Origin of the sequence: Bradyrhizobium sp. AUGA SZCCT0283 (assembly GCF_018130385.1) — a bacterium.
Lineage (GTDB): Bacteria > Pseudomonadota > Alphaproteobacteria > Rhizobiales > Xanthobacteraceae > Bradyrhizobium.
In genome coordinates this window covers 39,998-61,446 of sequence record NZ_JAFCLU010000024.1, presented here as the reverse complement: position 1 = coordinate 61,446, position 21,449 = coordinate 39,998, and the positions used below count along the sequence as shown (strand labels likewise).

At 62.5% G+C, this 21,449-nt stretch carries 27 protein-coding genes and 1 pseudogene; 12 read left to right on the top strand and 16 right to left on the bottom strand.

The genetic code is table 11. The annotated features are described in order from the left end of the window. Positions 1-14 precede the first annotated feature (14 nt). Both JQ624_RS27690 and JQ624_RS27685 read right to left on the bottom strand, forming a co-directional pair. Complete coding sequence (locus tag JQ624_RS27690; protein WP_212422071.1) at positions 15-182, bottom strand: hypothetical protein; 168 nt, start codon at positions 180-182, stop codon at positions 15-17. Further along, positions 179-406 carry a hypothetical protein gene (locus tag JQ624_RS27685; RefSeq protein ID WP_212422070.1) on the bottom strand — a complete coding sequence of 76 codons (228 nt, stop codon included), beginning with the start codon at positions 404-406 and terminating at the stop codon, positions 179-181. The genes JQ624_RS27690 and JQ624_RS27685 overlap by 4 nt, the downstream gene beginning before the upstream one ends. A gap of 111 nt (positions 407-517) precedes the next feature. On the opposite strand from JQ624_RS27685, the gene JQ624_RS27680 reads away from it, so the two are divergent. Then, entirely contained in the window at positions 518-982 is a 465-nt protein-coding gene (locus JQ624_RS27680; protein ID WP_212422069.1) for a hypothetical protein, read from the top strand. A gap of 150 nt (positions 983-1,132) precedes the next feature. Beyond that, positions 1,133-1,636 (top strand): hypothetical protein, encoded by a 504-nt coding sequence (locus JQ624_RS27675; protein WP_212422068.1) that lies wholly within the window; start codon positions 1,133-1,135, stop codon positions 1,634-1,636. A 740-nt stretch (positions 1,637-2,376) separates the two neighbouring features. Here JQ624_RS27675 and JQ624_RS27670 read toward each other — a convergent pair. The 3 genes from JQ624_RS27670 to JQ624_RS27660 all read right to left on the bottom strand — a co-directional run bounded on the left by JQ624_RS27670 (position 2,377) and on the right by JQ624_RS27660 (position 5,302). Further along, the gene (locus JQ624_RS27670) at positions 2,377-3,261 is read right to left on the bottom strand and encodes a dienelactone hydrolase family protein (RefSeq protein ID WP_409334379.1); all 885 of its coding nucleotides are present in this window, start codon (positions 3,259-3,261) and stop codon (positions 2,377-2,379) included. A gap of 473 nt (positions 3,262-3,734) precedes the next feature. Then, complete coding sequence (locus tag JQ624_RS27665) at positions 3,735-4,241, bottom strand: hypothetical protein (protein ID WP_212422067.1); 507 nt, start codon at positions 4,239-4,241, stop codon at positions 3,735-3,737. 143 nt (positions 4,242-4,384) lie between these two features. Then, on the bottom strand, positions 4,385-5,302 hold the full coding sequence (locus JQ624_RS27660) for an alpha/beta hydrolase (protein WP_249130123.1): 918 nt from the start codon (positions 5,300-5,302) through the stop codon (positions 4,385-4,387). Positions 5,303-5,516: 214 nt separating this feature from the next. Here JQ624_RS27660 and JQ624_RS27655 point away from each other — a divergent pair, with 214 nt between their 5' ends. Together JQ624_RS27655 and JQ624_RS27650 are read left to right on the top strand one after the other, a co-directional pair. Further along, positions 5,517-5,972, top strand: a complete 456-nt coding sequence (locus tag JQ624_RS27655; protein ID WP_212422066.1) for an Hsp20 family protein — start codon at positions 5,517-5,519, stop codon at positions 5,970-5,972. 89 nt (positions 5,973-6,061) lie between these two features. After that, positions 6,062-6,379: a hypothetical protein gene (locus JQ624_RS27650; RefSeq protein ID WP_212422065.1), complete on the top strand. Its 318-nt coding sequence runs from the start codon at positions 6,062-6,064 to the stop codon at positions 6,377-6,379. Between the two features lie 131 nt (positions 6,380-6,510). On the opposite strand, the gene JQ624_RS27645 is transcribed toward JQ624_RS27650, so the two are convergent. The 4 genes from JQ624_RS27645 to JQ624_RS27630 all read right to left on the bottom strand — a co-directional run bounded on the left by JQ624_RS27645 (position 6,511) and on the right by JQ624_RS27630 (position 9,153). Continuing rightward, positions 6,511-7,140 (bottom strand): transglutaminase-like cysteine peptidase, encoded by a 630-nt coding sequence (locus JQ624_RS27645; protein ID WP_212422064.1) that lies wholly within the window; start codon positions 7,138-7,140, stop codon positions 6,511-6,513. Between the two features lie 329 nt (positions 7,141-7,469). Then, positions 7,470-8,087, bottom strand: a complete 618-nt coding sequence (locus JQ624_RS27640; RefSeq protein ID WP_212422063.1) for a PilZ domain-containing protein — start codon at positions 8,085-8,087, stop codon at positions 7,470-7,472. A gap of 171 nt (positions 8,088-8,258) precedes the next feature. Then, a complete protein-coding gene (locus JQ624_RS27635; RefSeq protein ID WP_212422062.1) occupies positions 8,259-8,705 on the bottom strand; it encodes a host attachment protein in 447 nt (148 codons plus the stop codon). A gap of 37 nt (positions 8,706-8,742) precedes the next feature. Then, entirely contained in the window at positions 8,743-9,153 is a 411-nt protein-coding gene (locus JQ624_RS27630; protein WP_212422116.1) for a DUF3775 domain-containing protein, read from the bottom strand. Between the two features lie 199 nt (positions 9,154-9,352). Here JQ624_RS27630 and JQ624_RS27625 point away from each other — a divergent pair, with 199 nt between their 5' ends. Beyond that, the gene (locus tag JQ624_RS27625) at positions 9,353-10,867 is read left to right on the top strand and encodes a DASS family sodium-coupled anion symporter (protein WP_212422061.1); all 1,515 of its coding nucleotides are present in this window, start codon (positions 9,353-9,355) and stop codon (positions 10,865-10,867) included. Between the two features lie 45 nt (positions 10,868-10,912). On the opposite strand, the gene JQ624_RS27620 is transcribed toward JQ624_RS27625, so the two are convergent. Next, positions 10,913-11,218, bottom strand: coding sequence for a hypothetical protein (locus JQ624_RS27620; protein ID WP_312014507.1), 306 nt, complete (start codon positions 11,216-11,218; stop codon positions 10,913-10,915). A gap of 123 nt (positions 11,219-11,341) precedes the next feature. On the opposite strand from JQ624_RS27620, the gene JQ624_RS27615 reads away from it, so the two are divergent. From JQ624_RS27615 to JQ624_RS27600, 4 genes and pseudogenes are all read left to right on the top strand, one after another. After that, the gene (locus tag JQ624_RS27615; RefSeq protein ID WP_212422060.1) at positions 11,342-12,115 is read left to right on the top strand and encodes an enoyl-CoA hydratase-related protein; all 774 of its coding nucleotides are present in this window, start codon (positions 11,342-11,344) and stop codon (positions 12,113-12,115) included. A 17-nt stretch (positions 12,116-12,132) separates the two neighbouring features. Further along, positions 12,133-12,252: pseudogene (locus JQ624_RS27610) on the top strand (thiamine pyrophosphate-binding protein); the annotation flags it as partial. A gap of 17 nt (positions 12,253-12,269) precedes the next feature. Beyond that, positions 12,270-12,683: a DUF6130 family protein gene (locus JQ624_RS27605; protein ID WP_212422059.1), complete on the top strand. Its 414-nt coding sequence runs from the start codon at positions 12,270-12,272 to the stop codon at positions 12,681-12,683. Between the two features lie 92 nt (positions 12,684-12,775). Beyond that, positions 12,776-13,363 (top strand): hypothetical protein, encoded by a 588-nt coding sequence (locus tag JQ624_RS27600; RefSeq protein WP_212422058.1) that lies wholly within the window; start codon positions 12,776-12,778, stop codon positions 13,361-13,363. 65 nt (positions 13,364-13,428) lie between these two features. Here JQ624_RS27600 and JQ624_RS27595 read toward each other — a convergent pair whose 3' ends face one another. From JQ624_RS27595 to JQ624_RS27575, 5 genes are all read right to left on the bottom strand, one after another. After that, positions 13,429-14,157: an amino acid ABC transporter ATP-binding protein gene (locus JQ624_RS27595; protein WP_212422057.1), complete on the bottom strand. Its 729-nt coding sequence runs from the start codon at positions 14,155-14,157 to the stop codon at positions 13,429-13,431. Continuing rightward, positions 14,144-14,794, bottom strand: a complete 651-nt coding sequence (locus tag JQ624_RS27590; RefSeq protein WP_212422056.1) for an amino acid ABC transporter permease — start codon at positions 14,792-14,794, stop codon at positions 14,144-14,146. Before JQ624_RS27590 ends, JQ624_RS27595 begins: the two co-directional genes overlap by 14 nt. Before the next feature lie 3 nt (positions 14,795-14,797). Beyond that, entirely contained in the window at positions 14,798-15,460 is a 663-nt protein-coding gene (locus tag JQ624_RS27585) for an amino acid ABC transporter permease (protein WP_212422055.1), read from the bottom strand. Between the two features lie 21 nt (positions 15,461-15,481). Beyond that, positions 15,482-16,261 (bottom strand): transporter substrate-binding domain-containing protein, encoded by a 780-nt coding sequence (locus JQ624_RS27580; RefSeq protein WP_212422054.1) that lies wholly within the window; start codon positions 16,259-16,261, stop codon positions 15,482-15,484. Positions 16,262-16,489: 228 nt separating this feature from the next. Further along, a complete protein-coding gene (locus tag JQ624_RS27575) occupies positions 16,490-17,044 on the bottom strand; it encodes a PAS domain-containing protein (RefSeq protein ID WP_212422053.1) in 555 nt (184 codons plus the stop codon). Between the two features lie 554 nt (positions 17,045-17,598). Here JQ624_RS27575 and JQ624_RS27570 point away from each other — a divergent pair. Both JQ624_RS27570 and JQ624_RS27565 read left to right on the top strand, forming a co-directional pair. Continuing rightward, complete coding sequence (locus JQ624_RS27570; protein WP_212422052.1) at positions 17,599-18,396, top strand: rhomboid family intramembrane serine protease; 798 nt, start codon at positions 17,599-17,601, stop codon at positions 18,394-18,396. Between the two features lie 190 nt (positions 18,397-18,586). Then, on the top strand, positions 18,587-19,015 hold the full coding sequence (locus JQ624_RS27565) for a CBS domain-containing protein (protein ID WP_212422051.1): 429 nt from the start codon (positions 18,587-18,589) through the stop codon (positions 19,013-19,015). Between the two features lie 3 nt (positions 19,016-19,018). Here JQ624_RS27565 and JQ624_RS27560 read toward each other — a convergent pair whose 3' ends face one another. Next, complete coding sequence (locus tag JQ624_RS27560) at positions 19,019-20,089, bottom strand: patatin-like phospholipase family protein (protein ID WP_212422050.1); 1,071 nt, start codon at positions 20,087-20,089, stop codon at positions 19,019-19,021. 233 nt (positions 20,090-20,322) lie between these two features. On the opposite strand from JQ624_RS27560, the gene JQ624_RS27555 reads away from it, so the two are divergent. After that, positions 20,323-21,411, top strand: coding sequence for a hypothetical protein (locus JQ624_RS27555; RefSeq protein ID WP_212422114.1), 1,089 nt, complete (start codon positions 20,323-20,325; stop codon positions 21,409-21,411). Positions 21,412-21,449: the final 38 nt, after the last annotated feature.

Here is a 21,449-nt window from a genome sequence, read left to right as displayed (position 1 = left end):
GTCTGCTTTCCGGCTCAGGTGCCTTCGCTCTCGTTCGTCGCTCGCTCGCCGGCGACCTTTTCATGGCCGGCAGCCCAGAGCGCATGCTCGTCGCTGCCATCCTGATAGGGATTGGCTTCCGCCGGAATGTTCTGGCGTGCGGCGCGCTGGGCTTGCTCGAATGGGTCGGGGTCGGAATTCATGCTGGCGCCTTTCCGGTTTTCGATCTTGTCGTTTTCGGCGTTGCGTCCTTGGAAAGCCTCGCGCTCTTTCGCAGCGCGTCCTTGAGGTCGATGGGAATGCCGTGCTTCTTGAGCAGGTCCGCAAAGGCTTCGTCGGCCAATTCCTGAAATGTCGCCATCCGGTCGCGTGCAAGCTGGGTGAGCTTGTCGAGCGTGTCATCGTCGAAGGCGATCAGTTTGCGCAAGCGCGATCACTCCGGGCGTCGAGCGGATGTGAATGAATGATCTGGATCGCAAATCGTTCCGGCAGGAACAACGGCCGGGGCGCCGTTGTTGCTCCGAAAAGGAGATTTCCGATGAAGCGGGTGTCTGTAGCGGCCGCAGTTGCGGCGATCACAATTCTGATATCCTCGGTCGCTTCGTTCGCTCAGAGCGCGGGCGGATCATCGGCCGGTAGCAGCAGTGGTAGCGCCGCCGGCTCGCCGAGCGCGGGTTCGGCCGGTGCGGGCTCGCAAGGCACTAGCGGCGTCCCTCCCGGGCCCGCTGCCCCAGGCGGATTGAACAATGCCGGTGAAGATCCAAGCGGCGCGGCCAATTCGTCCAGGCTTGCGTCGCCGCCTGCGCCCGGCACCAACGCTGCCGGCACCGCCCAGTCATCAGGCAGCGGCGTCAACACCGGCGGCGGTGTAACGACGGGTTCGGGAAGAGGGGCGGGATCCGGAACGAGCACGACGGGGCCGCAGAAGAGCGGCGACGCTGAAATCAATGAAGAGAACAAGGAAGTCGATCGCAAGATCAAGAGCATTTGCCGCGGCTGCTGATATCCCTCCCGCGCGATGTCCGGTCGCGCAGATGTGAGCAAAATTGCCCGGCTACCTCCGGGAAGTCGTCCTAGAGTTGCCGCCGGGATCTGTGAGGGTCCGACACCCAAAGCGTCGAGCATTCGAACGCAAGATCACGGAGGATGGGTGATGTTACGCAAAATGATGATCGCCTTGTTCGCGTCCGTGTCGGTCGCGGTGCTGGTCCCGGATGCGGCTTTGGCCCGTGGCGGTGGCTTTCACGGCGGCGGTGGTGGCTTTCATGGCGGTGGCGGTTTCCACGGCGGCGGCTTCCGCAGCGGCGGAATTGGAATGGGCGGCGCCGGCTTCCGAGCCGCCGCGATCGGCGGCGGTTTCCGTGCGGCGGCTTTGCCGGCTGCCGGATTTCGCGGCGGTACCCTTGCCGTTAACCGTTTCCACGGCGGCTTCCACCACGGATTTAGGCATCGAAGATTTCCGTTTGCCGCGGCAGCGATCGGTGTCGGTCTGGGGTACGGGCTGTATGGACCCTACGGCTATTATGACGACTACTATCCGTATTACGGAAGCTATGACGATTCCTATTACTATGGCGACAGCGGCTGCTACATCGTGCGGCGGAGCGTGCTGACGCCGTATGGCTGGCGCATTCGGCCCGTGCAGGTGTGCGACTGATCCGGGACGTCTGGTCGCATGGAAGGGAGCAAAATAGGCCAAGCCATTTCCGAAAGCGCGTTCTAGACTTGATCCGGGATCTGCGAGGATCCGACGCCGAAAGCGTCGAGCGCTTCGAGGGTAAATCACGGCGGTATGAATAAGGCGACCTCGGTGCTTTCATTGCCGAGGCTGTGGTTTTTATTCCGTTCGCTGGTCCGCCGTTTACATCTGATCAGGGATGTTGAACATGCTCACAGCCCCGGCATTGACGTTGCTGTTTCTGATTATCGTGATTTGTCTGAGTGCGGCCTTCGTCTGGATGTTCTGGGAGATTGAACAGAGGATGTCCAAGCCGCATCGCATGGCCAAGCCGTATCGCAAGAACGATAGTATCAAATAAGCGATCCCGGTAGCATCGCGCGCCATCATTTACTGCGCGCGATGCGTCGCGTCTGCTGTCACCGGCCATCATCCGCAATTTTCCGAAAAATTGCGCCTATACATCCTTAGGTGGTCGCATGGAACTTTGCCGCGCGTGCATAGAACCATTTGCATATCTGGCAAAGAACTTGCGGAGGCGGAAAACTTCTAGTGCCGCGACCTGTCGCGGATGGTGCGGCCGGGACCAACTTCAATTCCAAACTGCTGGCGGCCAGAGCGATCACCGACGGGCTGCATACCCGGCCGGATCCTGGCGCGTGTCGCTGCAGGCGTCGGCAAGTTATTGAGAGCGTCTGCTAGGCCTCGCGGATTTCAGGCTAGCTCAACACCCCGTACTTCCTGAACCAGGTCTGCATATGGCTCCAGGCGTCCTCGGCCGCGTCCTTGCGGTAGCTCGGGCGATAGTCGGCGTGGAAGCCGTGCGGCGCGGCGGGATAGATCTTGAACTCGGCAGTCTTCTTGTTTGCCGCCAGAGCCGCTTTGAAGGCTTTCACCGTTGCGACGGGAATGCCGGTGTCGGCCTCGCCGTAGAGGCCGAGGACGGGCGCCTTCATCTCGCCCGCGAGCTGGGTCGGGCTCTTCGGCCAGACCGGATTTGGCGGATCGACCAGCGGACCGTAGAACGCGGCGCACGCCTTGAGCGCGCTGCTGTGGGCGGCATATTCCCAGACCGTGCGTCCGCCGCGGCAGAACCCGATGATGCCCAGCCTCGAAGTGTCGCCGCCCTCCGACTTTGCCCAGGCAACGGTGCTGTCGAGATCGGATAATAGTTCGGCGTCCGGCTTCGAATTCACGATCGGGAGTAGCTGCGGGATATCCGTGATCTTGGTCAGGTCGGCCTTGCGGAAATAGTAATCCGGCGCCACCGCGAACGCGCCGAGCTTGGCGAGGCGCCGCGTCACGTCCTTGATGTATTCGTGCAGGCCGAAAATCTCCATCGCCACCAGCACCGCCGGCGGGTTGCTGACGCCAGCCGGCCGCGCGAAATAGCAGGGCATCTCGCCGTCGGCGACCTTGATTCTGGCGTCACCGGTGGCCAGGCCCTTGGTGTCGGTCTTGATCACGTCGGCGCGCACCGGCCCGGCCGCAAGCGTGTATCCCGCCGTCACGGCGGCCGACGCTGTCATGAAGCCGCGTCGCGAGAATGGCGCGACCTTGGTCAGCCCGATGACATCCGAGGTCGGCAGAGGTTCGGCGCTCATGGCGGCCCTCCTTTTTTGGGAGGCGCATTCAGCTAGCAAACCAGTGCGAACGCAAATCACCTGCGTGCGAGATATTGGTCGTTTGGGGGGCGCGCAGCGCAACGGCCCAAAAATCGGGCACAAAAGAACAAGGCCGTCGACGCAGTATACCGTCAACGACCTTGCCAGCCCCGGATATTGAAATCGGCTCACGCCATCCGGTGAATTTCAGGATGCCCGGGATTCTGACGGGGATGTGTGAACCAGTTCACAAAGGCGGAAAAAAGTTGCGGCAAGTCGTGCCGTAACGGTGGAAAATATCCCGTCGCCCGGCCGCATGAGCAGTGATCCGATTGGACCGCCTCCCAAGGTACCTGCAATGACGGTCGTTGTGAGGCGGCTGGACAGGCAAGCTACTGATCAACGTGCAGTTTCGGCCGGCTGCGCGTCAGCCCGCTGAAGCGGGCTTCATCGCCGGGCGCCGTCCAGACCGATCAGCCGCGCGCCTTGGCGCGGCTTCGGTTCGCGCTCCGGTTTGAGCGGGGCTTTGCCTTGGCTGACCGCTTGCGGGGCGCGGTAGCCGCGGCAGGTTCGGAGGCTTGCGCGCTGGCAAAGGATTGCCGCAAGCCGTCGATCGCTTCCGTGAGCGTTCCGACCTGCTCGGAAAGCTTCCTGGTGTCGGCCTGCTGCGCGGCGAGCAGGCGGCGTACGGTCTGCAACTGATCCTGCACCACCTGCAACTGATCGATCGATTCCTGCTGTGTCGCTTCCAGGCCCTTGGTCTTCTCGACCAGCTGTTCGGAGGCCTGTGCGGCGCGCGCCTGCAACTGCCGGGTCGCGACCACGCGTTCGATCTCGGGCGCGCTGCCGGTATAGGCACGCCAGAGGGTGATAGAGGTTACGCCAAGCACGACAATGACGAGGGCCGCTGCGGCGATCGCAATCGGCTGTCCGCCGAAACGCGCGATGGGGCTGGCACTCCGGGGGGCGAGTTCGATCATGCGACTCCAAATCCGGACGTGATTCAATGTTCCCGAATAGCACAGGCCAGGCGGCGCTAAAACCCGGGATTTGTCGGGAGGCCGCGGGATTTCGGGCAAAAGCCCGCAAGATCAGGGTTTTGGGCTGCAGGAATGGCCCTGGGCTAACGGATATTCGTCCGGATGAACTGGCCGGCGTACGCCAGCGCGCGCCGGCCGTCCTGGAGGCTAGCATTCCAGACCGGCCATGCATGGATCATGTGCGGCCAGATTTGCAGCGTCATGTCGACATCGGCCGCCCCCGCGGCTTCCGCAAGCCGCGTCGCGTCCGCGAGCAATGTCTCGGCCGATCCGACCTGAATCAGGACCGGCGGAAAGCCTGTGAGATCAGCAAACAGCGGCGAGATCAGCGGATCGCGGCGATCGATGGATGGCGGCGCATAGGCATCCGCGAGCTCGTCGAGATAAGCCTTGTGGATCAGCGGATCGATGGCGTCCCTGGTCGCCAGCGTTTCGCCTGACATGGTGAGGTCGGTCCACGGCGAGACCAGCCAGGCGCACGCCGGCAATTCCTCACCGGCTGCGCGCAGCCGGTTGATCAGCCCGAGCGTCAGGTTGCCGCCGGCGCTGTCGCCGCCGATGGCGATACGCGCCGCTGCAATGCCTTGCCGGCGCAGAAAGCGCCATGCCGTGAGCGCGTCTTCATGGGCGGCGGGGTAGGGATGTTCGGGCGCAAGCCGATAGTCGATCGCAAGCGTGCGTGTGCGTGCCGCGCGCCCGGCCTCGGTCACGAGGCGGCGGTGGCTGACAACCGAGCCGGAGCAATATCCGCCGCCATGGAAATACAACAGCACGCGCGAAGGCTCGCTGCCCGGAACGATCGACCACTCACCGGCGACGCCATCGCAATCGACCGTCTCGCATTTCACATCTGATGCCGTCGGCCAGGTCGATCCGACCTCGTCGAGGCGCTGCCGCCGCTCCGACCAGCCGACCGGCCGCGGCTTCGAGCCCAGCAATGCGCGGATGGCGTCGATCTCGCTGTGGGCCACGGCAGCTTCCCCGATGAGGCCGTCCATCATGGCACATCGTTCGTGCAGTGCAAAAACGGAAGGGAGACGAGCCGGGAGGAAGCCGAAAATTTTTTATCGGCCCCCTTGAAACCAAATCGCGGTTTTCTAATTTTTTTGCTGCCGCCGCAGGGCGGTCCGGGCGCCTGATGGGCCCGGCCTTGAGACGGGCACCGGTCGTGTCCGGTGCCGCTCGTAACCAACTTGCTCTCTGGAGGATTTGGCTATGCGCACATACGACTTCACGCCCCTCTGGCGTTCGACCATCGGCTTCGACCGCCTTTTCGACCTCGTCGAAACCGCGCAACGCGCGGGCGAGGATAATTACCCTCCCTACAACATCGAGCGGCTGGGCGAAGACCGCTACCAGATCTCGCTCGCCGTTGCCGGCTTTGCGGTCGACGAGATCTCCGTTACCGCCGAGCAGAACACGGTGACGATCGAAGGCTGCAAGGCCGAGAAGGGCCAGCGCGAGTATCTCTACCAAGGCATCTCCGCGCGCCCCTTCAAGCGCCAGTTCAGCCTTGCCGACCATGTGCAGGTGAAGAGCGCGTCGTTCGAGGATGGCCTGCTGCGGATCGAACTGTTCCGGGAAGTCCCGGAGGCGATGAAGCCGCGCAGCATCGCGATCAACGGCACGGCGCCAGGCAACGTCAAGCAGATCGAGGCGAAGGCGGCTTAAGCCCGTCACGGCCCGCGAAGGAACCGAAAGGCTCCCGCCCGAACATCTCGGGCGGGAAGCGTTTTCAACCCTTTGGGGAGGACAAACCGATGATCGACCAGACAGACAACGTGTTTGATCTGAATGCGGTGCTGCATCCGGGAGCCGTGTTCGATCACCCGCGCGATGTGGTGGCCGATGCGACGCTTTCGCTCGCCGAAAAGCGGGCGATCCTCGCGTCCTGGGCCTCAGACGCGGCGGCGGTGACTTCGAATCCCGCGCTGCGCGAGCTGGCAGGCACAAGGCGCATCGTGACGATCGACGAGATTCTCGAGGCGCTCTCGATGCTCGACCACAAACCGTCGGGACCGCCCGGCGGCAAGCCGATGCGGCAAAAATCGACGTCACGGGTTGCGCTGGCGGCGTAGGCGCCGAGCGGTCGGTATCCCAAAAAAGGTGCGGCCAGGCTTTGGGGGAAGCCTGGCCGCGCGCGAACCGGTCTGGGACGGGGAGGGGTGGGGATGTGACCGGGTCGCGGGTTCGTAAAATCCTTTGTTCGTTATCGATCGCGTGACGAGGCGGTGGCGACCGCAGGGCGGCTGTCACCGAGCGAGACCCACACATTGGGATCGCTCTGCGACTGACGCTTGACGAAGCGGTAGCCGGTCTCGGTCCAGGCCAGGACGGTTTCGTTCTGGTTGTCGAGAACGAACTCGCCCTTGTCGGTCTTCACCGTCAGCACCGCGTGGCCTTCGCCCTTCTTGTCGCGCACCACCGTGATCAGCAGCGCTTCGCGCGGCCATCCGGCGTCGATCAGCATCTTGCGCTTCAGAAGCACATAGTCCTCGCAGTCACCGTAACCGTCCGTCGGCAACGACCATTTCTCGATCACACCCCAATGATCCATGTCGGTGATCGGCTTGATGGTCTCGTTGACCCACTTGTTGACCCGCACCAAATCCCGCCATGCCGTCTGCGACATCACGATGTCGCGCGGCTGTGATGCGCCGCCGCGGCAATCGCCGGGATTCTCGGCGCAAAATTCGACCCAGCCGATCGGCGAACGCGCGGTCTCGCCAAGGCTGGCATAGAGAGTGTCGCCGGCTTTCGCCGAGACGCTCATTGAAGCGCTCATCCCCAACAGGACGGCGATGACCGCCAGTCCCTTCCCCTGTCCCCTGAACAACATTGTGGCCCCCGTTTCTTGTTGGGACCATGTTTCGCACAAAGGATTTGCGCCGCCGCTAAGTCAGGCAAGTACATTTGACGTGAATACAAGTAAAAGCTGCGGCTAATTCGATCTATACTTGAATCGAATTCGACTAAAATTTGAAACAACTGCAATTGATTCAAATTTTATACATTAACGCGCGCGCTGCTACGCCAGCGGCAGATGAGCGCGCGAAAGCCCGCCGCGTTAACCGCGTTTTGCAGGCCTCAGACGCGGCGAAGGCGGTATCCGTGGTGCGGATACCGCCTTTTGAGGCTGAAAAGTCAGGGATTTTTGTCGCGGGCGCTTTACCGCGCGGTAACTGCTTCTTCGAGCGCCTCGCCGACCTGCTCGTGGACGAACTCGAGCGCGAAGCCTTCCTCGAGGTTTCGCACCACACGGGACTGCACCTTGCCCAGCATGACCAGCGATTTCAGCGGCGGGCGGTTTTCCGCGGCAATGGCGGCGCCCGACAGCGACAGGTCGATGATGCGGCAGGTCATCTTGCTGCCGTCCTCGAGCGTGAGCAGCGCGATCGGGTTGCGCGGCACGATACGGTCGTGGCGGCGGTCTTCCGGCAGATTGAGGATATCGCGGTTGGCAAGCCAGGTGAGCTGGGCGGCGAGCTTGTCGCGCTTGCGCGCGGTAGCGCCGACCGTCATGGCAAAGCCGTTGTCGATGATGCGGGTGATTTTGCCTTCGACCCGGCCGATATGGTCGAGATAGGCGATCACCCGGTCGCCGACATTGCCGATGCCGGGCGCCAGCAGGGCCAGTCCGCCCGGCGACATGTTAATAATCTGGCAAGGAAATTCGCGGCGGTCCGGCAGCATGTAGCGGCCGAGCAGGTGAACCTTGACGCGCTGGAAGCGCCGTCGCTCCTGGGCGGACGGTACAGTGGTTGTTTTCTTTTGCGCAAACGACATCTTCGCCACCAGACAGCCGGTCCTTCGGCGTCAGGGAGACCCTAAGGCCGACAGGGTTAACGATGTGTTAGCGGCGGTTGCATGAAGTGCGGGCACCGGGATGGGGCGGCGTCGCCGCCATCCGGCTGAAGCAACAGGAGCCCGGGATAGCCCGCACGTACCGTCCAGCGGTCACGCCAGGAGCTGCTTCTCGATTTCATAGACCGGCATCTTGACCAGATCCTTGGCGATCTCCCCGTGCAGGGCCTTTTGAACCGCGGTGGAATAATCCGACCTGATCATGCCGAGCGCACGGGGCGACGCGACCATCGTCACGGCCGAGGTTTCCCCGGTCGTAACGGCAACGTTCAGTCGGTCCGCCAGAGTCTTCAGGAACAGCCGTTCCGACTCATCGTGCCAGTCCGTCTGTTCGACCGAGCTTCGCGCGCCACCCACCGACGAGTGAACGCGGCCCGGAGTATCGCCGCCTTGCGCATGCGTGGACGGATCTGGCTGCTCGTACACTTCCCTGGTGTGCAGGTTTGGAAACACGCGATCACCGAGATTCTCAAGAATGAGCGCCTTGCGGCCGTCGCAGACAACGATCCAGTCGCCGGTACCGATCTTGATCTTGGTCATTTTGAAATGCTCCTGGATAGTTTGATGTCAAACGGGGTTAGAGGGGGGCTTCGAAATCCTCAAAGGACTTGCCGAACTGTGACAAGGCCTCTTCCAGATAATCGGCAAGCATCGGTGTTTCGATCAGGTAATGCGCCGTACGGTTATTGTGAGCGCGCGAAGCCTCCAGGCGCAGATCTTTCCAGTTGTCGAGATCTCCATCGCCGCGGCCGAGCCACATCAGGGCGACCAGATCGATCTGTTCGTCCACATTCAACCCGCGGATGAAGCCGGAAAGCTCCGAGCGGTCCGTTATCCTGCTGTGATCCTCAAAGCCGTGGACGGCATCGTCGTCGGCAGATGTGGAATTGGCATCCAGCTCGGTCGCCGTACCGTCGGATTGACGCGACTTTGCGATGATGAAGAATACTTTTTCCGGTGAGATCGACAGGCTAGGGGCTTTTCGCATCGTGAAATCCTCGCGCATTGCCCCCTTGGGTAAGGCCCCCGGGGCAGCGGTACCTTGCGCAAGATCAAAGAGACGCGTGAAATCCGGCTGCCGCTCCGCCAGCAGGCGGGCCGTGTCGGTGCGGGTCTCCAGCCGCTTGATCCAGCGCAAAACGGCGTCCGTTGTCTCGGTCGATTGTGCCGTTCTGGGAGGAACGGGCATGGCTATCGTAGAACAGGCACCGGCGGGCGGCTCTATCGCGGGTGGTGAGCATCAAAGCTGGATCAGGACCAACTGGGGATTGCTGCTGGCGGTCGCCGTGCTGGTCGTCATCCTGCTGCTGCCGACACCGGCGGATTTGCCGGTCGCAGCCCATCGCATGCTCGCTATTCTCGGCTTCGCCGTCATTATATGGATGACGGAAGCGATCGACTACGCGGTATCGGCGGTCGTGATCGCCGCTCTGATGGCGTTCCTGCTTGGGCTGGCGCCCAGCGTCGCCAATCCCAAGGTGTTGATGGGCACGAGTGCGGCGCTCGGTCTCGCGTTCAGCGGCTTTGCCAACACCGCTCTGGCGCTGGTTGCGGCGGCGCTTTTCCTGGCGGCGGCGATGACGGCAACCGGCCTCGACAGGCGCATTGCGCTGACCATCCTGTCGCGGGTCGGCACCGAAACCAGAAACGTCGTGATCGGCACCATCCTGGTCGGTTTCGTGATTGCGCTCATGGTGCCTTCGACCACCGCGCGCGTGGCTTGCCTGGTGCCGATCACGCTTGGCATCATTTCAGCCTTCGGCGTCGACAGGCGCGGTGCTTTTGCCGGCATGCTGATGATCACGACGGTGCAGACCGCAAGCATCTGGAATGTCGGCATCAAGACCGCCGCTGCGCAAAACATGGTGGCGATCGGCTTTATCGAAAAGGCGTTCGGCAGGACCATTACCTGGCTGGATTGGCTGATCGCGGCCGGGCCGTTTGCCGTGCTGATGTGCGTCGCATTGTACTTCGTGATGACGCGGATGATGCCGGCGGAAGTCGCGCAGGTGCCGGGCGGCCGTGAGGGGATTCGCAAATCGCTCTCAGAGCTCGGGCCGATGAAGCCGGCGGAGATCAAGCTGCTGCTGCTTTCCATCACCCTGATCGGGTTCTGGGCGACCGAAAGCGTGCTGCACAAATTCGATACCAGCACGACGACCATCACCGCCGTTGCGCTGATGTTTCTGCCGGGCTTCGGCATCATGACGTGGAAGGAGGCGCAGCCGAAGATCCCGTGGGGTACGATTGTCCTGTTTGGCGTTGGGATCAGCCTTGGCACGGCGCTGCTCCAGACCACGGCGGCGACATGGCTCGCCAACATCGTCGTTAATGCGTTTGGTCTGAAGAACGCGACGGCGTTCTTCATCCTCGGCGTGATGAGCCTGTTCCTGGTGGTGATTCATCTTGGCTTCGCCAGCGCCACGGCGCTGGCATCGGCCATGATTCCGATCGTCATCGCCGTGCTCAAGGGCGTGGCGACATCAGGCATCAACGTCGTCGGCATGACGATGCTGCTGCAGTTCGTGGTGAGCTTTGGCTTCATCCTGGTGGTGAACGCGCCGCAGAACATGGTCGCCTATGGCACCGACACCTTCAGCGCCCGCGATTTCGTCCGCACCGGTCTGGTGCTGACCGTGATCGCGCTCGCGCTCGTGATGCTGCTGGCCGCAACCTACTGGCGCTGGCTGGGTTACGTGTGAGGAGGGGATGCGATGACGCGCTGACGTCTGCTTCGCGCGGTGCGGCTATTTCTGTACCAGTTGATTGAGATCCTGCTTGATTGTCTTCAAGAGCGACTCCAGTCGTTCCTGCCGGAACGGTGGTTGCGCAGGCGCGGCCTCAACGGGACGTTCGCGCGGCGCGGATCGAACCGGACGCTTCGGGAATACAGGGCGCACGGGTTCTTCGGCATGCGGTTCGCCTTTGACGAACTCGCCATGCAGCACGTCCTCGCGACGTCCCATCAGCCAGAGCACGGCCCAATAGGCCACCGCCAGAAAAATTACGCAGAAAATACCGATCTCAAACATAGCGCACGTCCAATCGGCCAAGTATCTCTGGGAACGGCGATTTTGGTCAAGCCTGCGAGAGGCGATTGTTGCGCGCGGTGGCATTAGGGTTACTCTCCCGCCCGGCCGGGCCGGCCAAAAGTGCCTGCGAACGGAGGTTGCGAAATGCCGGGTGTGAAGCGGGAACGCGATGACAGCGTCAGCGTGCTGACATTGGATGAGCCTGAGACCCTGAACGCGATGACGCCCGATCTGCTGGGCGATCTCGCGACAGGCATCGGCGAGGTAAACGATGATCCGAAGGTGAGGGCGCTGGTGCTGACCGGCGCCGGCCGCGGCTTCTGCTCGGGGCAAAATCTCAAGGCCGCGCAGATCCTCGGCGACGACATCGCCGCCGGCGTGATGAAGTATTACTGGCCGACCTTCAAGGCGATGCGCGAGTGCCGCGTGCCGGTCGTGGTGGCGGTCAACGGCGTGGCGGCGGGCGGCGGCTTCAGCCTCGCGATGGCGGGCGACATGATCGTTGCCGCGCGTTCAGCGCGCTTCATTCAGGTGTTCAGCCGCATCGCGCTGGTCCCCGATCTCGGTTCGACCTGGCTGCTGCCGCGTCTCGTCGGCCGGCAGCGTGCGCTGGAATTGATGATGACCAACGAGCCGCTCACGGCCGATCAGGCCAGAGAGTGGGGACTGGTCCGCGAAGTCTTCGACGATGCGGCGCTTCGCGACGGCGCGCTTTCGCTGGCGCGCAAACTCGCAAGCGGCCCGACGCGCGCGCTGGTCGCGACGCGCCGCCTGATCGACGAAAGCGAACACGCCAGCTATGCCGATCAGTTCCGCCGCGAGATCGAAACGCAGGCGGAAATCCGTCTCAGCGCCGACGCGGTGGAGGGGCGCAACGCCTTCCTCGAGAAACGTGCGGCGGTGTTCACCGGACGCTGAGAAAGGACCAGGTCATCATGGCAAGCGAAAATGTCGCCGATCTCATTGCAGGGACGCTGGCGCAAGCCGGCGTCAAGCGCATCTTCGGCGTGGTCGGCGATAGCCTCAATGGCCTCACCGACGCGTTGCGCAAGCGAAAGGTGGAGAAACAGACATGACCAAGGCATTCATCGGCTTTATCGTGGCGATCGCCGTTCTGTGGGCATCCAACGCCATCGCTCAGACTACCGAGCCGCAGCCTGCGGCGAAAATTGTGGTAGATGCGCCTTTGGCTGAACCATTGAGCCGCGGAGTCGTGTTCATCCAGTACCGCACCGAAAATCTGCAGATCGTCCCGGTGTTCGGCGCGAAGGCCCTCGATGTGTCGCCCCGCATCGGGCATCTCCATGTGGCGGTTGATGGCGCGTCGTGGGTCTGGGCCGAAAGCAGCGGCGGGCCTATCATTATCGCTGGTCTTCCTGAGGGACCGCACAAAGTCGAGATTACGCCCGTCAACGCAAACCATCAGCCGCTGGATCGAAGCGTCATCGTCGAATTCGTGATCCCCGGAAGAAAGGCGGCAAAATAGGGCCTCTGCTCGGAGGCGGGCATGTGGTTTCTGGTCGGGTGCAACCTTTATCCGGCTGGACGGTTGTTCAGTGTGCCAAACGATATGACTCCATGTCCAAATGGCTTAAACAATTTCTGTTTGGAATTTGGGGTCTTCTGCTGATCCCAATGATCTTGCCTTTCCTCGAAAGATGGTTGGAGGAAAACGTATTCTCCGATCCTGGCGGCATGGCCACGACGGTCTTTCGTAACGCTTTGGCCACGACCGTTTTTGATAACCTTCGCGCACTGGGCCAACAGCGTTGGTTTAAATTTGCGTTGGTCTTTTGGACCGGAATCGTACTTGGCGTCACATTGGAATGGTTAAACCGGAAGTCGGATGAGAAAAAAGCGTCCGAGCTCCGGAGCCTCGGCTCTAAATTTCGCAGTCTTTCAGATAGCCTCAAAACTCGGACCCCGTCATCGGGATGGCCGGACAATGTGGGTGATCTTAAACCTGCAATCACATCAGCGTTTAACTCCGCCAGGAAATTTCATCTGTGGGCTCCGGATGAGCACGTGTACCAATTGCCGGATGCGTCATTCCTTTGTGAATACTTCAGATGTGTCGGAAAGCTCTTAGAGGATGGACAGTTTGACAAGGCCAGCAGGGAGGCGCTCTCCTGGAAGCCATTCCTCGATAATGTGACGCTGTCTTGAGTTTCCGCGCTGGTCCAGCCAAACTTGGGCCGCCGTGCTCGTGCTTGATGAGTCTACGCCCCGGTTCAGCCGACCTGGCCCACGAATTGCTGCAGTTCCGGCGTTCGCGGGGCGGCGAACACCTCCTTCGGAACGCCTTCTTCATGCACCTTGCCGTGGTGCATGAAGACGAGCTTGGTGCCGACGTCGCGCGCGAAACGCATTTCGTGCGTCACCAGAATGAGCGTCATGCCTTCGCGCGCCAATTGCTCGACCACGCGCAGCACCTCGTTCACCAGTTCCGGATCAAGCGCGGAGGTGATTTCGTCGCATAGCAATACCTTCGGCCGCATCGCCAGCGAACGGGCAATGGCGACGCGCTGCTGCTGGCCGCCGGAGAGTTCGCTCGGATAGGCGTCCATCTTTTCCGACAGTCCGACCTTCGCCAGCACTTCGGCGGCGGTGGCGCGGGCTTCCGCCTTCGATACCTTGTTGACGACGGTCGGCGCCAGCATGACGTTTTCCGCCGCCGTCAGGTGCGGAAACAGGTTGAACTGCTGGAACACCATGCCGACATGGCGGCGCAGTTCGCGCAGGTTGGTGCTCGCGCCGCCGACCTCGATCCCGTCGGCAATGATGCTGCCGGACTGATACGTCTCCAGCCCGTTGATACAGCGGAGCAGGGTGCTCTTGCCGGAGCCGGAGCGGCCGATGATCGCGACCACGTCGCCCTTGGCGATGTCGAGCGAGACGCCTTTCAGCACCTCGTTTGCACCAAAACTCTTCCTGACGTCACGAATGCTAACGAGCGACATTGAGGCGGCCTTCGATTTTCTTCGCCCACCAGGACAGCGGGAAACACAGGCAGAAATAGATCAGCGCGACCAGCGAGTAGACCAGGAACGGCCGGAAGGTCGCGTTGTTGAGCATGGTGCCGGCCTTGGTCAGTTCGACGAAGCCGATGATCGAGGCGAGCGCAGTGCCCTTGATGACCTGCACGGAGAAACCAACGGTCGGCGCGACCGCGATGCGCGAGGCTTGCGGCAGGATGACGTAACGCATCTGCTCGATGTAGCTGAGCGCCAGGCTGGAGGAGGCTTCCCATTGGCCCTTCGGAATCGATTCGACGCAGCCTCGCCAGACCTCGGTCAGGAACGCGCTGGTCCAGAACGTCAGCGCCAGCGTCGCGGCCGTCCATGGGCTAACTTCGAAGCCGAACAGCGCGATGCCGAAGAAAAACAGAAAGAGCTGCATCAGGAGCGGCGTGCCCTGGAAGAATTCGATGTAGACCTTGGTGAACCATTCCAGCGCGGGGATCCGCGAGGTGCGCATGAACAGGAGCGCCAGGCCTACGATGCCGCCACAGACAAACGCGATCAGCGACAGCACGATCGTCCATTGCGTGGCGATCAGGAGGTTCGACAGGATGTCCCAGAAGCTGAACTGCAGCATGGTTCACCTCGCCTTGAAGATGACGCGGCCGAGCGCGCGCAGCAGCGAACGCGTCAGCATCGCGAGCACGAGATACGCCAGCGCCGCCAGCAGATAGACTTCGAAATTTCGGAAGTTGCGCGACGCCACGAAGTTCGCGGCATAGGTGAGGTCTTCCGCAGAGATCTGCGACACCACCGCCGAGCCCAGCATGACGATGATGATCTGCGACGACAGCGCCGGATAGATTTTTCGGAATGCCTGGTTGAGAACGATGCGGCGCAGCACCTCCCATTTGGTCATGGCGAGGCTGAGGCCCGCCTCGATATGGCCTTTGGGCACAGCCTCGATGCCGGCGCGGATGATTTCGGTCGAGTAGGCGCCGAGATTGATCACCATGGCGAGGAAGGCGGCGGTGGTTTCGCTGAGCTTCAGCCCCAGCGCCGGCAGGCCGAAGAAGATGAAGAACAACTGCACGATGAACGGCGTGTTGCGGATCAATTCGACATAGACCGCAACGATGCGGCCGAGCCATACCGGTCCGAAGGTGCGCGCCGAGGCGCCCGCGGTGCCGACCGCGATGCCGGCCACCGTCGACACGACCGTTAGTACGATCGTGAAGATCAGCCCCTGCAGGAGCACGTTCCAGTAAGGAAGCAACTCGGCAAATTGCAGTTTGTAAGACACTGCGGTGCCCCGGCGTTGCGCTTAGAAGCCGGGCGGCAAGGGCGCTTTCAGCCACTTCTCCGACAGCTTGGCGATATCGCCAGACGCCTTCGCCTTGGTGATGATCTCGTTGACCTTGGCCAGCAGTGCCGGCTCATTCTTGTTGAGCCCGACATAGCAGGGGCTGTCCTTGATCACGAATTTCAGCGCCGGCGCGCGGGCCGGGACCTTTTCGGCGATCGCGGCGGCCACCGTGTTGCCGGTGGCGATCAGGTCGACCTGGCCGGACACGAAGGCGGCGATGGTGGCGTTGTTATCCTCGAAACGCTTGACGGTGGCGTCCGGCGGGGCCGAGGCGGTCAGCGCCTGTTCCTCGATGGCGCCGCGGGTGGCGCCGATGGTCTTGCCCTTGAGATCGGCCGCGCTGGCAACCGCGATCGCCTTGGTGCCGAACACGCCGGAGAAGAACGGCGCGTAGGCGATCGAGAAGTCGATGACCTTTTCGCGCTCCTCGTTCTTGCCGAGGCTGGAGATCACGAGGTCGGCCTTGTTGGTCTGCAAATAGGGAATGCGGTTGGCGCTGGTCACCGGAATGATCTCGGTCTTAACCCCGAGTTCCTTGCCGATCAGATTGGCCATGTCGATGTCGTAGCCCTGCGGCTTGAGATCGAGGCCGGCGGAACCGAACGGCGCAAAATCCTGCGGCACCGCGATCTTGATCACCTTCGATTTCATGATGGAATCGAGGGCGTCAGCATGGGCCTGCGTCGCCACCGCGGCAGTGGCAATTGCGGCGGCAAGCAACAGTTTCTTGAAAGGCATTCTAAGATCTCCGAGGTTGCGGCGAACACGCGCCTCCGAGATTCCTCTCGGTGCGTATCATTCGGCTGATGTGGCCCGGCTCCACGTCGTGATTCGACCCTGCCTGACGCCTCGCATTTAGGCAATGCTTGGCGGTGCTTTTTTTAGAGGCGTTTGTGGGTCGTTTTCGAGCATGGTCACGCGACCATGCGTTGTGCTGCGGCGTTCGTTGAACCCGTCGGTTCTTGATTACCGCAGGCCTTCATACACCATGAAGCCCCGTGCGATGGCGAGCTTGCGCAAGGTGCGCGGAACGAGCTTTTGCGGCCGGTGCAAATAGCGCCACGACGTCACCTTGAAATCCCTGATTATGCCGAGGTCGCTTTCGAACGGCGCCAGCACTCCGGTCAGGCTGATCGGCGCGTGCGCGCGGTTGTTGAATGGCAGCAGCAGCAACTCCAGATGCGCCGTCGTACCGTCTTCCGAAGTCGCGGTGATGCCGGCAATCGCCGCCAGCATTTCTTCGGCGACGTAAGTGACGATGTCCTCGATCTCGCGGCGGCTGTCCGCGGTGAACAGCGCGGAGAAGCTTGTGTCCTTCAAGTCGCGGCCGAGCAGGGCGCAGACCCGCGTTCCGGCGACGCGAAACGGGTAGCCGGAATCGTTGTCGTAGGACAGCACGAAGATGTCGCCGAGCAGTTCGCGCACTGCGCCGGGTTCGATCTCGCTGCGGTCCGGCGCCCGCGCATCGCCGCGCTTCGCATCCCAATAGGCGAAGAACTCGCGGCTCGATGGGTGTTTCATAACTAATCCTCGCCCCGGGTTGCCTGGCGAGACACTTCTGTCCCGCTTTTGCGCAACACGCCTTCCCTTGCGTGTTGTGCAGGACGGGCTTTGCAGCGTCCATGCCGCCGAGGCGATTTGGCCGCGCGAGCCCCGGCTTTGCGTTGTTAACGTTAAGTTAACTATGAGGTTGGCGAAGGCGGGGCGGCGTGCGTAATGTGGAACGCATCAGACGGTGCCGGCTTATCTCCAGGTTCTCGGCGCAGTTGGTACACAGGTGGCGTCAAACAGTTTGGTCATCGCGCGGGGAGGGGTGGGGATGTGATCCCTGCTCCAGGGGCGCGAAAAGATCGACAAGACAGGGGAGGATGTTCTCAGCATCCTCCCTTTTTCTTTTGCCGATTGTGCAGATATCGTGTCCCGGACGGGGCGCGGCGCCTTGGCTCTGCGTCGCGTCACTTCGTGCCGCGCCGCGTCCGGGATACCGATAGCTGTGATTGTGCACTTGCACAGGGCGGGCAAAGCCGCCTATCTGGACCAATACACCTCGAAGCCGCCCTGCAAGGTCCTGGTCTTTGGAATCCCAGCCTTACTCATCCCTGGTCGAGCCGCCGGAGACCCCGCACGAGCCGATCCTGACGCTGCCAGGGGCGCTGACGGCCTATGTCGCGCTGATTGCAGCGATTCATTTGCGGGTGCTGCTGCCGGTGGAACTGGAGAACTGGACCATCGACGTGTTCGGTTTCATTCCGAAGCGCTACGATTCCACGCTGCTCAACATCACTTTCCCCGGCGGGGCCGGCGCCAAGGTCTGGACCTTCGTCACCTATTCCCTGCTGCATGCCAATCTCAGCCATATCGGCTTCAACGTGCTGTGGCTGTTGCCATTCGGCAGCGCGCTGGCCCGCCGGTTCGGTGCTATCAGGTTCTTCGCATTCATGGCGGTGACCGCTGTGGCGGGTGCACTGGCGCATCTCGTCACCCATGAACATGCAATCGCGCCGATGATCGGCGCCTCGGCCTCGGTATCCGGCGCGATGGCCGCCGCCATCCGCTTCGCCTTCGTACAGGGGAGCTTTCTTTCGTTCAGCCGGGGTGATGCGGATGCCGCAGCGAAGGTTCCAGCGCTGTCGCTGGCCCGAGCGCTGCGCAACACGCGCGTGCTTGGATTTCTGGCGGTGTGGTTCGGCGTCAACATCATCTTCGGCCTTGGGGCGATTTCGATCGGCACCGAAGGCGCCAGCGTCGCCTGGCAGGCGCATATCGGCGGATTTCTCGCCGGCCTGATGTTGTTTTCGCTGTTCGATCCGGTGCCGCGTGCGACGCCGCATGCGACGGACGTTTCATCGCCGGACGAGACCGGCCGCGTCTGATCGCCGCTTGCGGCGAGGGGCGATTTCATCCATCATCCACTTTAGTTGTAACGCAAGCCGATGCCGCTGCCGTGCAGGACAGCCGCACGTGCAGACCGCGCCCTGAAAACGAAACCGGCGCGGAACTGTTGATTGAAGACTCACGAACAAGTCGGGCCCAAGGGGCGCGAACGAATTCAGGGAGGCGCCAATGACGGTACGTTCAATTCTCGACACCAAGGGCCATCAGATCCTGAGCGTCGAGCCGGACGTCAAGCTTTCAGCTGCGATCAAGATCCTTGGCGAACGCAAGATCGGCGCCGTGCTGGTGATGAACCAGGGGCGTCTTGAGGGCATCCTTTCGGAACGCGACATCGTTCGGGTGCTGGGCGAGCGCGGCGCCAGGGTGCTCGAGGAGCCGGTCAGCGCGGTCATGACCCGCAAGGTCGTGAGCTGCCGCGAGTCCGACACCGTTGCCGGGATCATGGAAATGATGACGATCGGCAAGTTCCGCCATTTGCCCGTGGTCGAGGACGGCAAGGTGGTGGGCCTGATTTCGATCGGCGACGTCGTCAAGCGCCGTGTCCATGAATACGAGACCGAGCAGGAAGCGCTACGCGACTACATCAAGACGGCGTGATCGCTATTTCTTCTCAGCCTTTTCGACTGCCTGCGCGGGTTCACCCGGCGGCGGCGGCGCTAGAATGTGAATTGCCTCCTGGATCGAATCGATGGCGCGCTCGGCGGCGCGCACGCCGTGCGCGATCAGGTCATCGGCGCGGTGAAAATCGAACCAGCCGATCTTGCCGACGCGGGGCGAGATCAGGAGGTCTGGCGGATCGCCCGCCAGCCGCGCGCGGGTGATGCGGTCCTGCATGATGTTGAAGGCATCGACCATGACCGAGGAGATGCCCGGCCGTCCGCCGCCGCCAAAGAACTCGCGCTTCATGGTGCGCTCGGCGGAGAAGAATTTTCCGATACCGCGTCTCCGCGGCTCGGGTTCGGGCAGCGCTTCCGGCATCACCGATACCGAAACGCCGGCCGTCGGCCCGTGGGAATAGATCGTCGTGGAGTGCGTGAAGACGTCGCTGGAAAGATTGGCGGCGATGACGATCTCAGCGCCCATGGCGCGTGCCGCCGACACCGGCACCGGATTGACCAGCGCGCCGTCGACCAGCCAGCGGTCGCCCACCAATACCGGCGAGAATATTCCCGGCAATGCGTAGGAGGCGCGCATCGCGTCCACCATCGGACCGTGGGTCAGCCAGATCTCGTGGCCGGTGCGCACTTCGGTCGCCACGGTGGCAAATTTTACCGCCAGATCCTCGATCAGGCTCTTGCCCAGCGCGGCCTCCAGTTCGGCCGCAAGCTTGGCGCCGCCGATCAGGCCCGATCCGTTCAGGCGGATGTCGAGATAGGAGAGGACGCTTCGCGGCTGCAGGCTGCGCGCCCACTCTTCCAGCGTGTCGAGATGTCCCGCGGCATAGGCGCCCCCGACCACCGCGCCGATCGATGTTCCGACCACGACGTTGGGAATGATTCCGTGGGCCACCAGCGTCCGGACGATGCCGATATGGGCAAAGCCGCGGGCGGCGCCGCCGCCCAGCGCCAGTCCGATCACCGGCCGGCGGATGCTGCCGAGCCCTACCTTGTCCTGGGCCTTGTCTTGGGCATCGGAGCCCTTTTGGCCGCGGCCCATCCAGCTATCCAACACGCAAACTCTCCTGCGGCTTCAACGCTAGTCGCCGCGGCGCGGCCGCGCCAGAACTGTCCATTCCGATCCGCCTGCATGGTTTATGCCTGGCGAAAGCGGCCTAGGTGGGGAATGTGACTGGACCACGACCGCACGATTAACATTGGGTGCCGATGCCGGTTCCGCCACCACCGCTGGCCGAACTTCTGCCCCGGAGGCTTGAATTTGCCGCGTTTTCAGTGAAAAGCATGGCCATGATCTCGGGCGGTAACGGTATCGTTGGATTCGGGCGGGGCGGATGGCCTTTCCCGGCGCTGGCTCTTGTCTTGACACTTGTCTTGGCGCTGGCCGCACTGCTTCCGGTCCCGGCTTCGGCCCAGATGTTCTCGGACCGGCCGCCACCGGTGCCGCCGGCCGCGGTTCCGGATGTCCAGACCGCGCCAGCCATGAATCTGGCGCCGCCCTCCGGGACAGGAACGATCCCGACGCTTCCCGCGCCGTTGACCCAGCCGACCATTGTGCCGCCGTCGATCGCAACGATCCCGCCGGTTGCGCCGCCAGGGGCCGCCGTTCCAAATCAGGGGGTACTGTCGCTGACGGCGCGCTACGGCAAGGATCTGCCGGTCATCAATGGCGGGCTGGTGTGGCGGGTGTTCGCCGACAAGCCCGACGACACCGGCACGTTCAAGCTGATCCGCGAGGAGCGCGGCGCGACCCCGAACATCGTGCTGCCGCCCGGCAATTACGTCGTCCACGTCGCCCTCGGCCTGGTCAGCGCGGTGCGGGCGGTGAGCCTGAAAGCGGAGACCGACCGCGTCGCCTTCGTGCTTCCGGCCGGCGGACTGCGCATCGAGGGCCGCGTCGGCAGCAGCAAGATTCCACCGAACCAGATTTCCTTCGCGCTCTACAAGGGCAGCCAGTTCGAAGGTGGCGCCGGCGCCGAACGCCAGTCGCTGGTCCCCAACGTGGCCGCAGGCGATGTCGCGCTGCTGCCGGAGGGGACCTATTACATCATCTCCAACTATGGCGACGCCAACTCGGTGGTGCGATCCGACATCCGCGTCCAGGCCGGCAAGCTGACGGACGTAACCGTCAGCCACCGTGCGGCGGTGATCACGCTGAAGCTCGTCAGCGACCGGGGCGGCGAGGCGCTCGCCAACACCGCATGGTCGGTGATCACGCCGGGCGGCGACGTCATCAAGGAATCAATCGGCGCGTTTCCGCGCGTCGTGCTGTCCGAGGGCGAATACCGCGCGATTGCCAAGAACGAAGGCAAGGTGTTCGAGCGGCCCTTCAACGTCGTCAACGGTGTCGACGGCGAGGTCGAGGTCGTGGCGCGCTAGCCCTGCACAAAATCGCGAAAACAACCCCATGCAAAGTA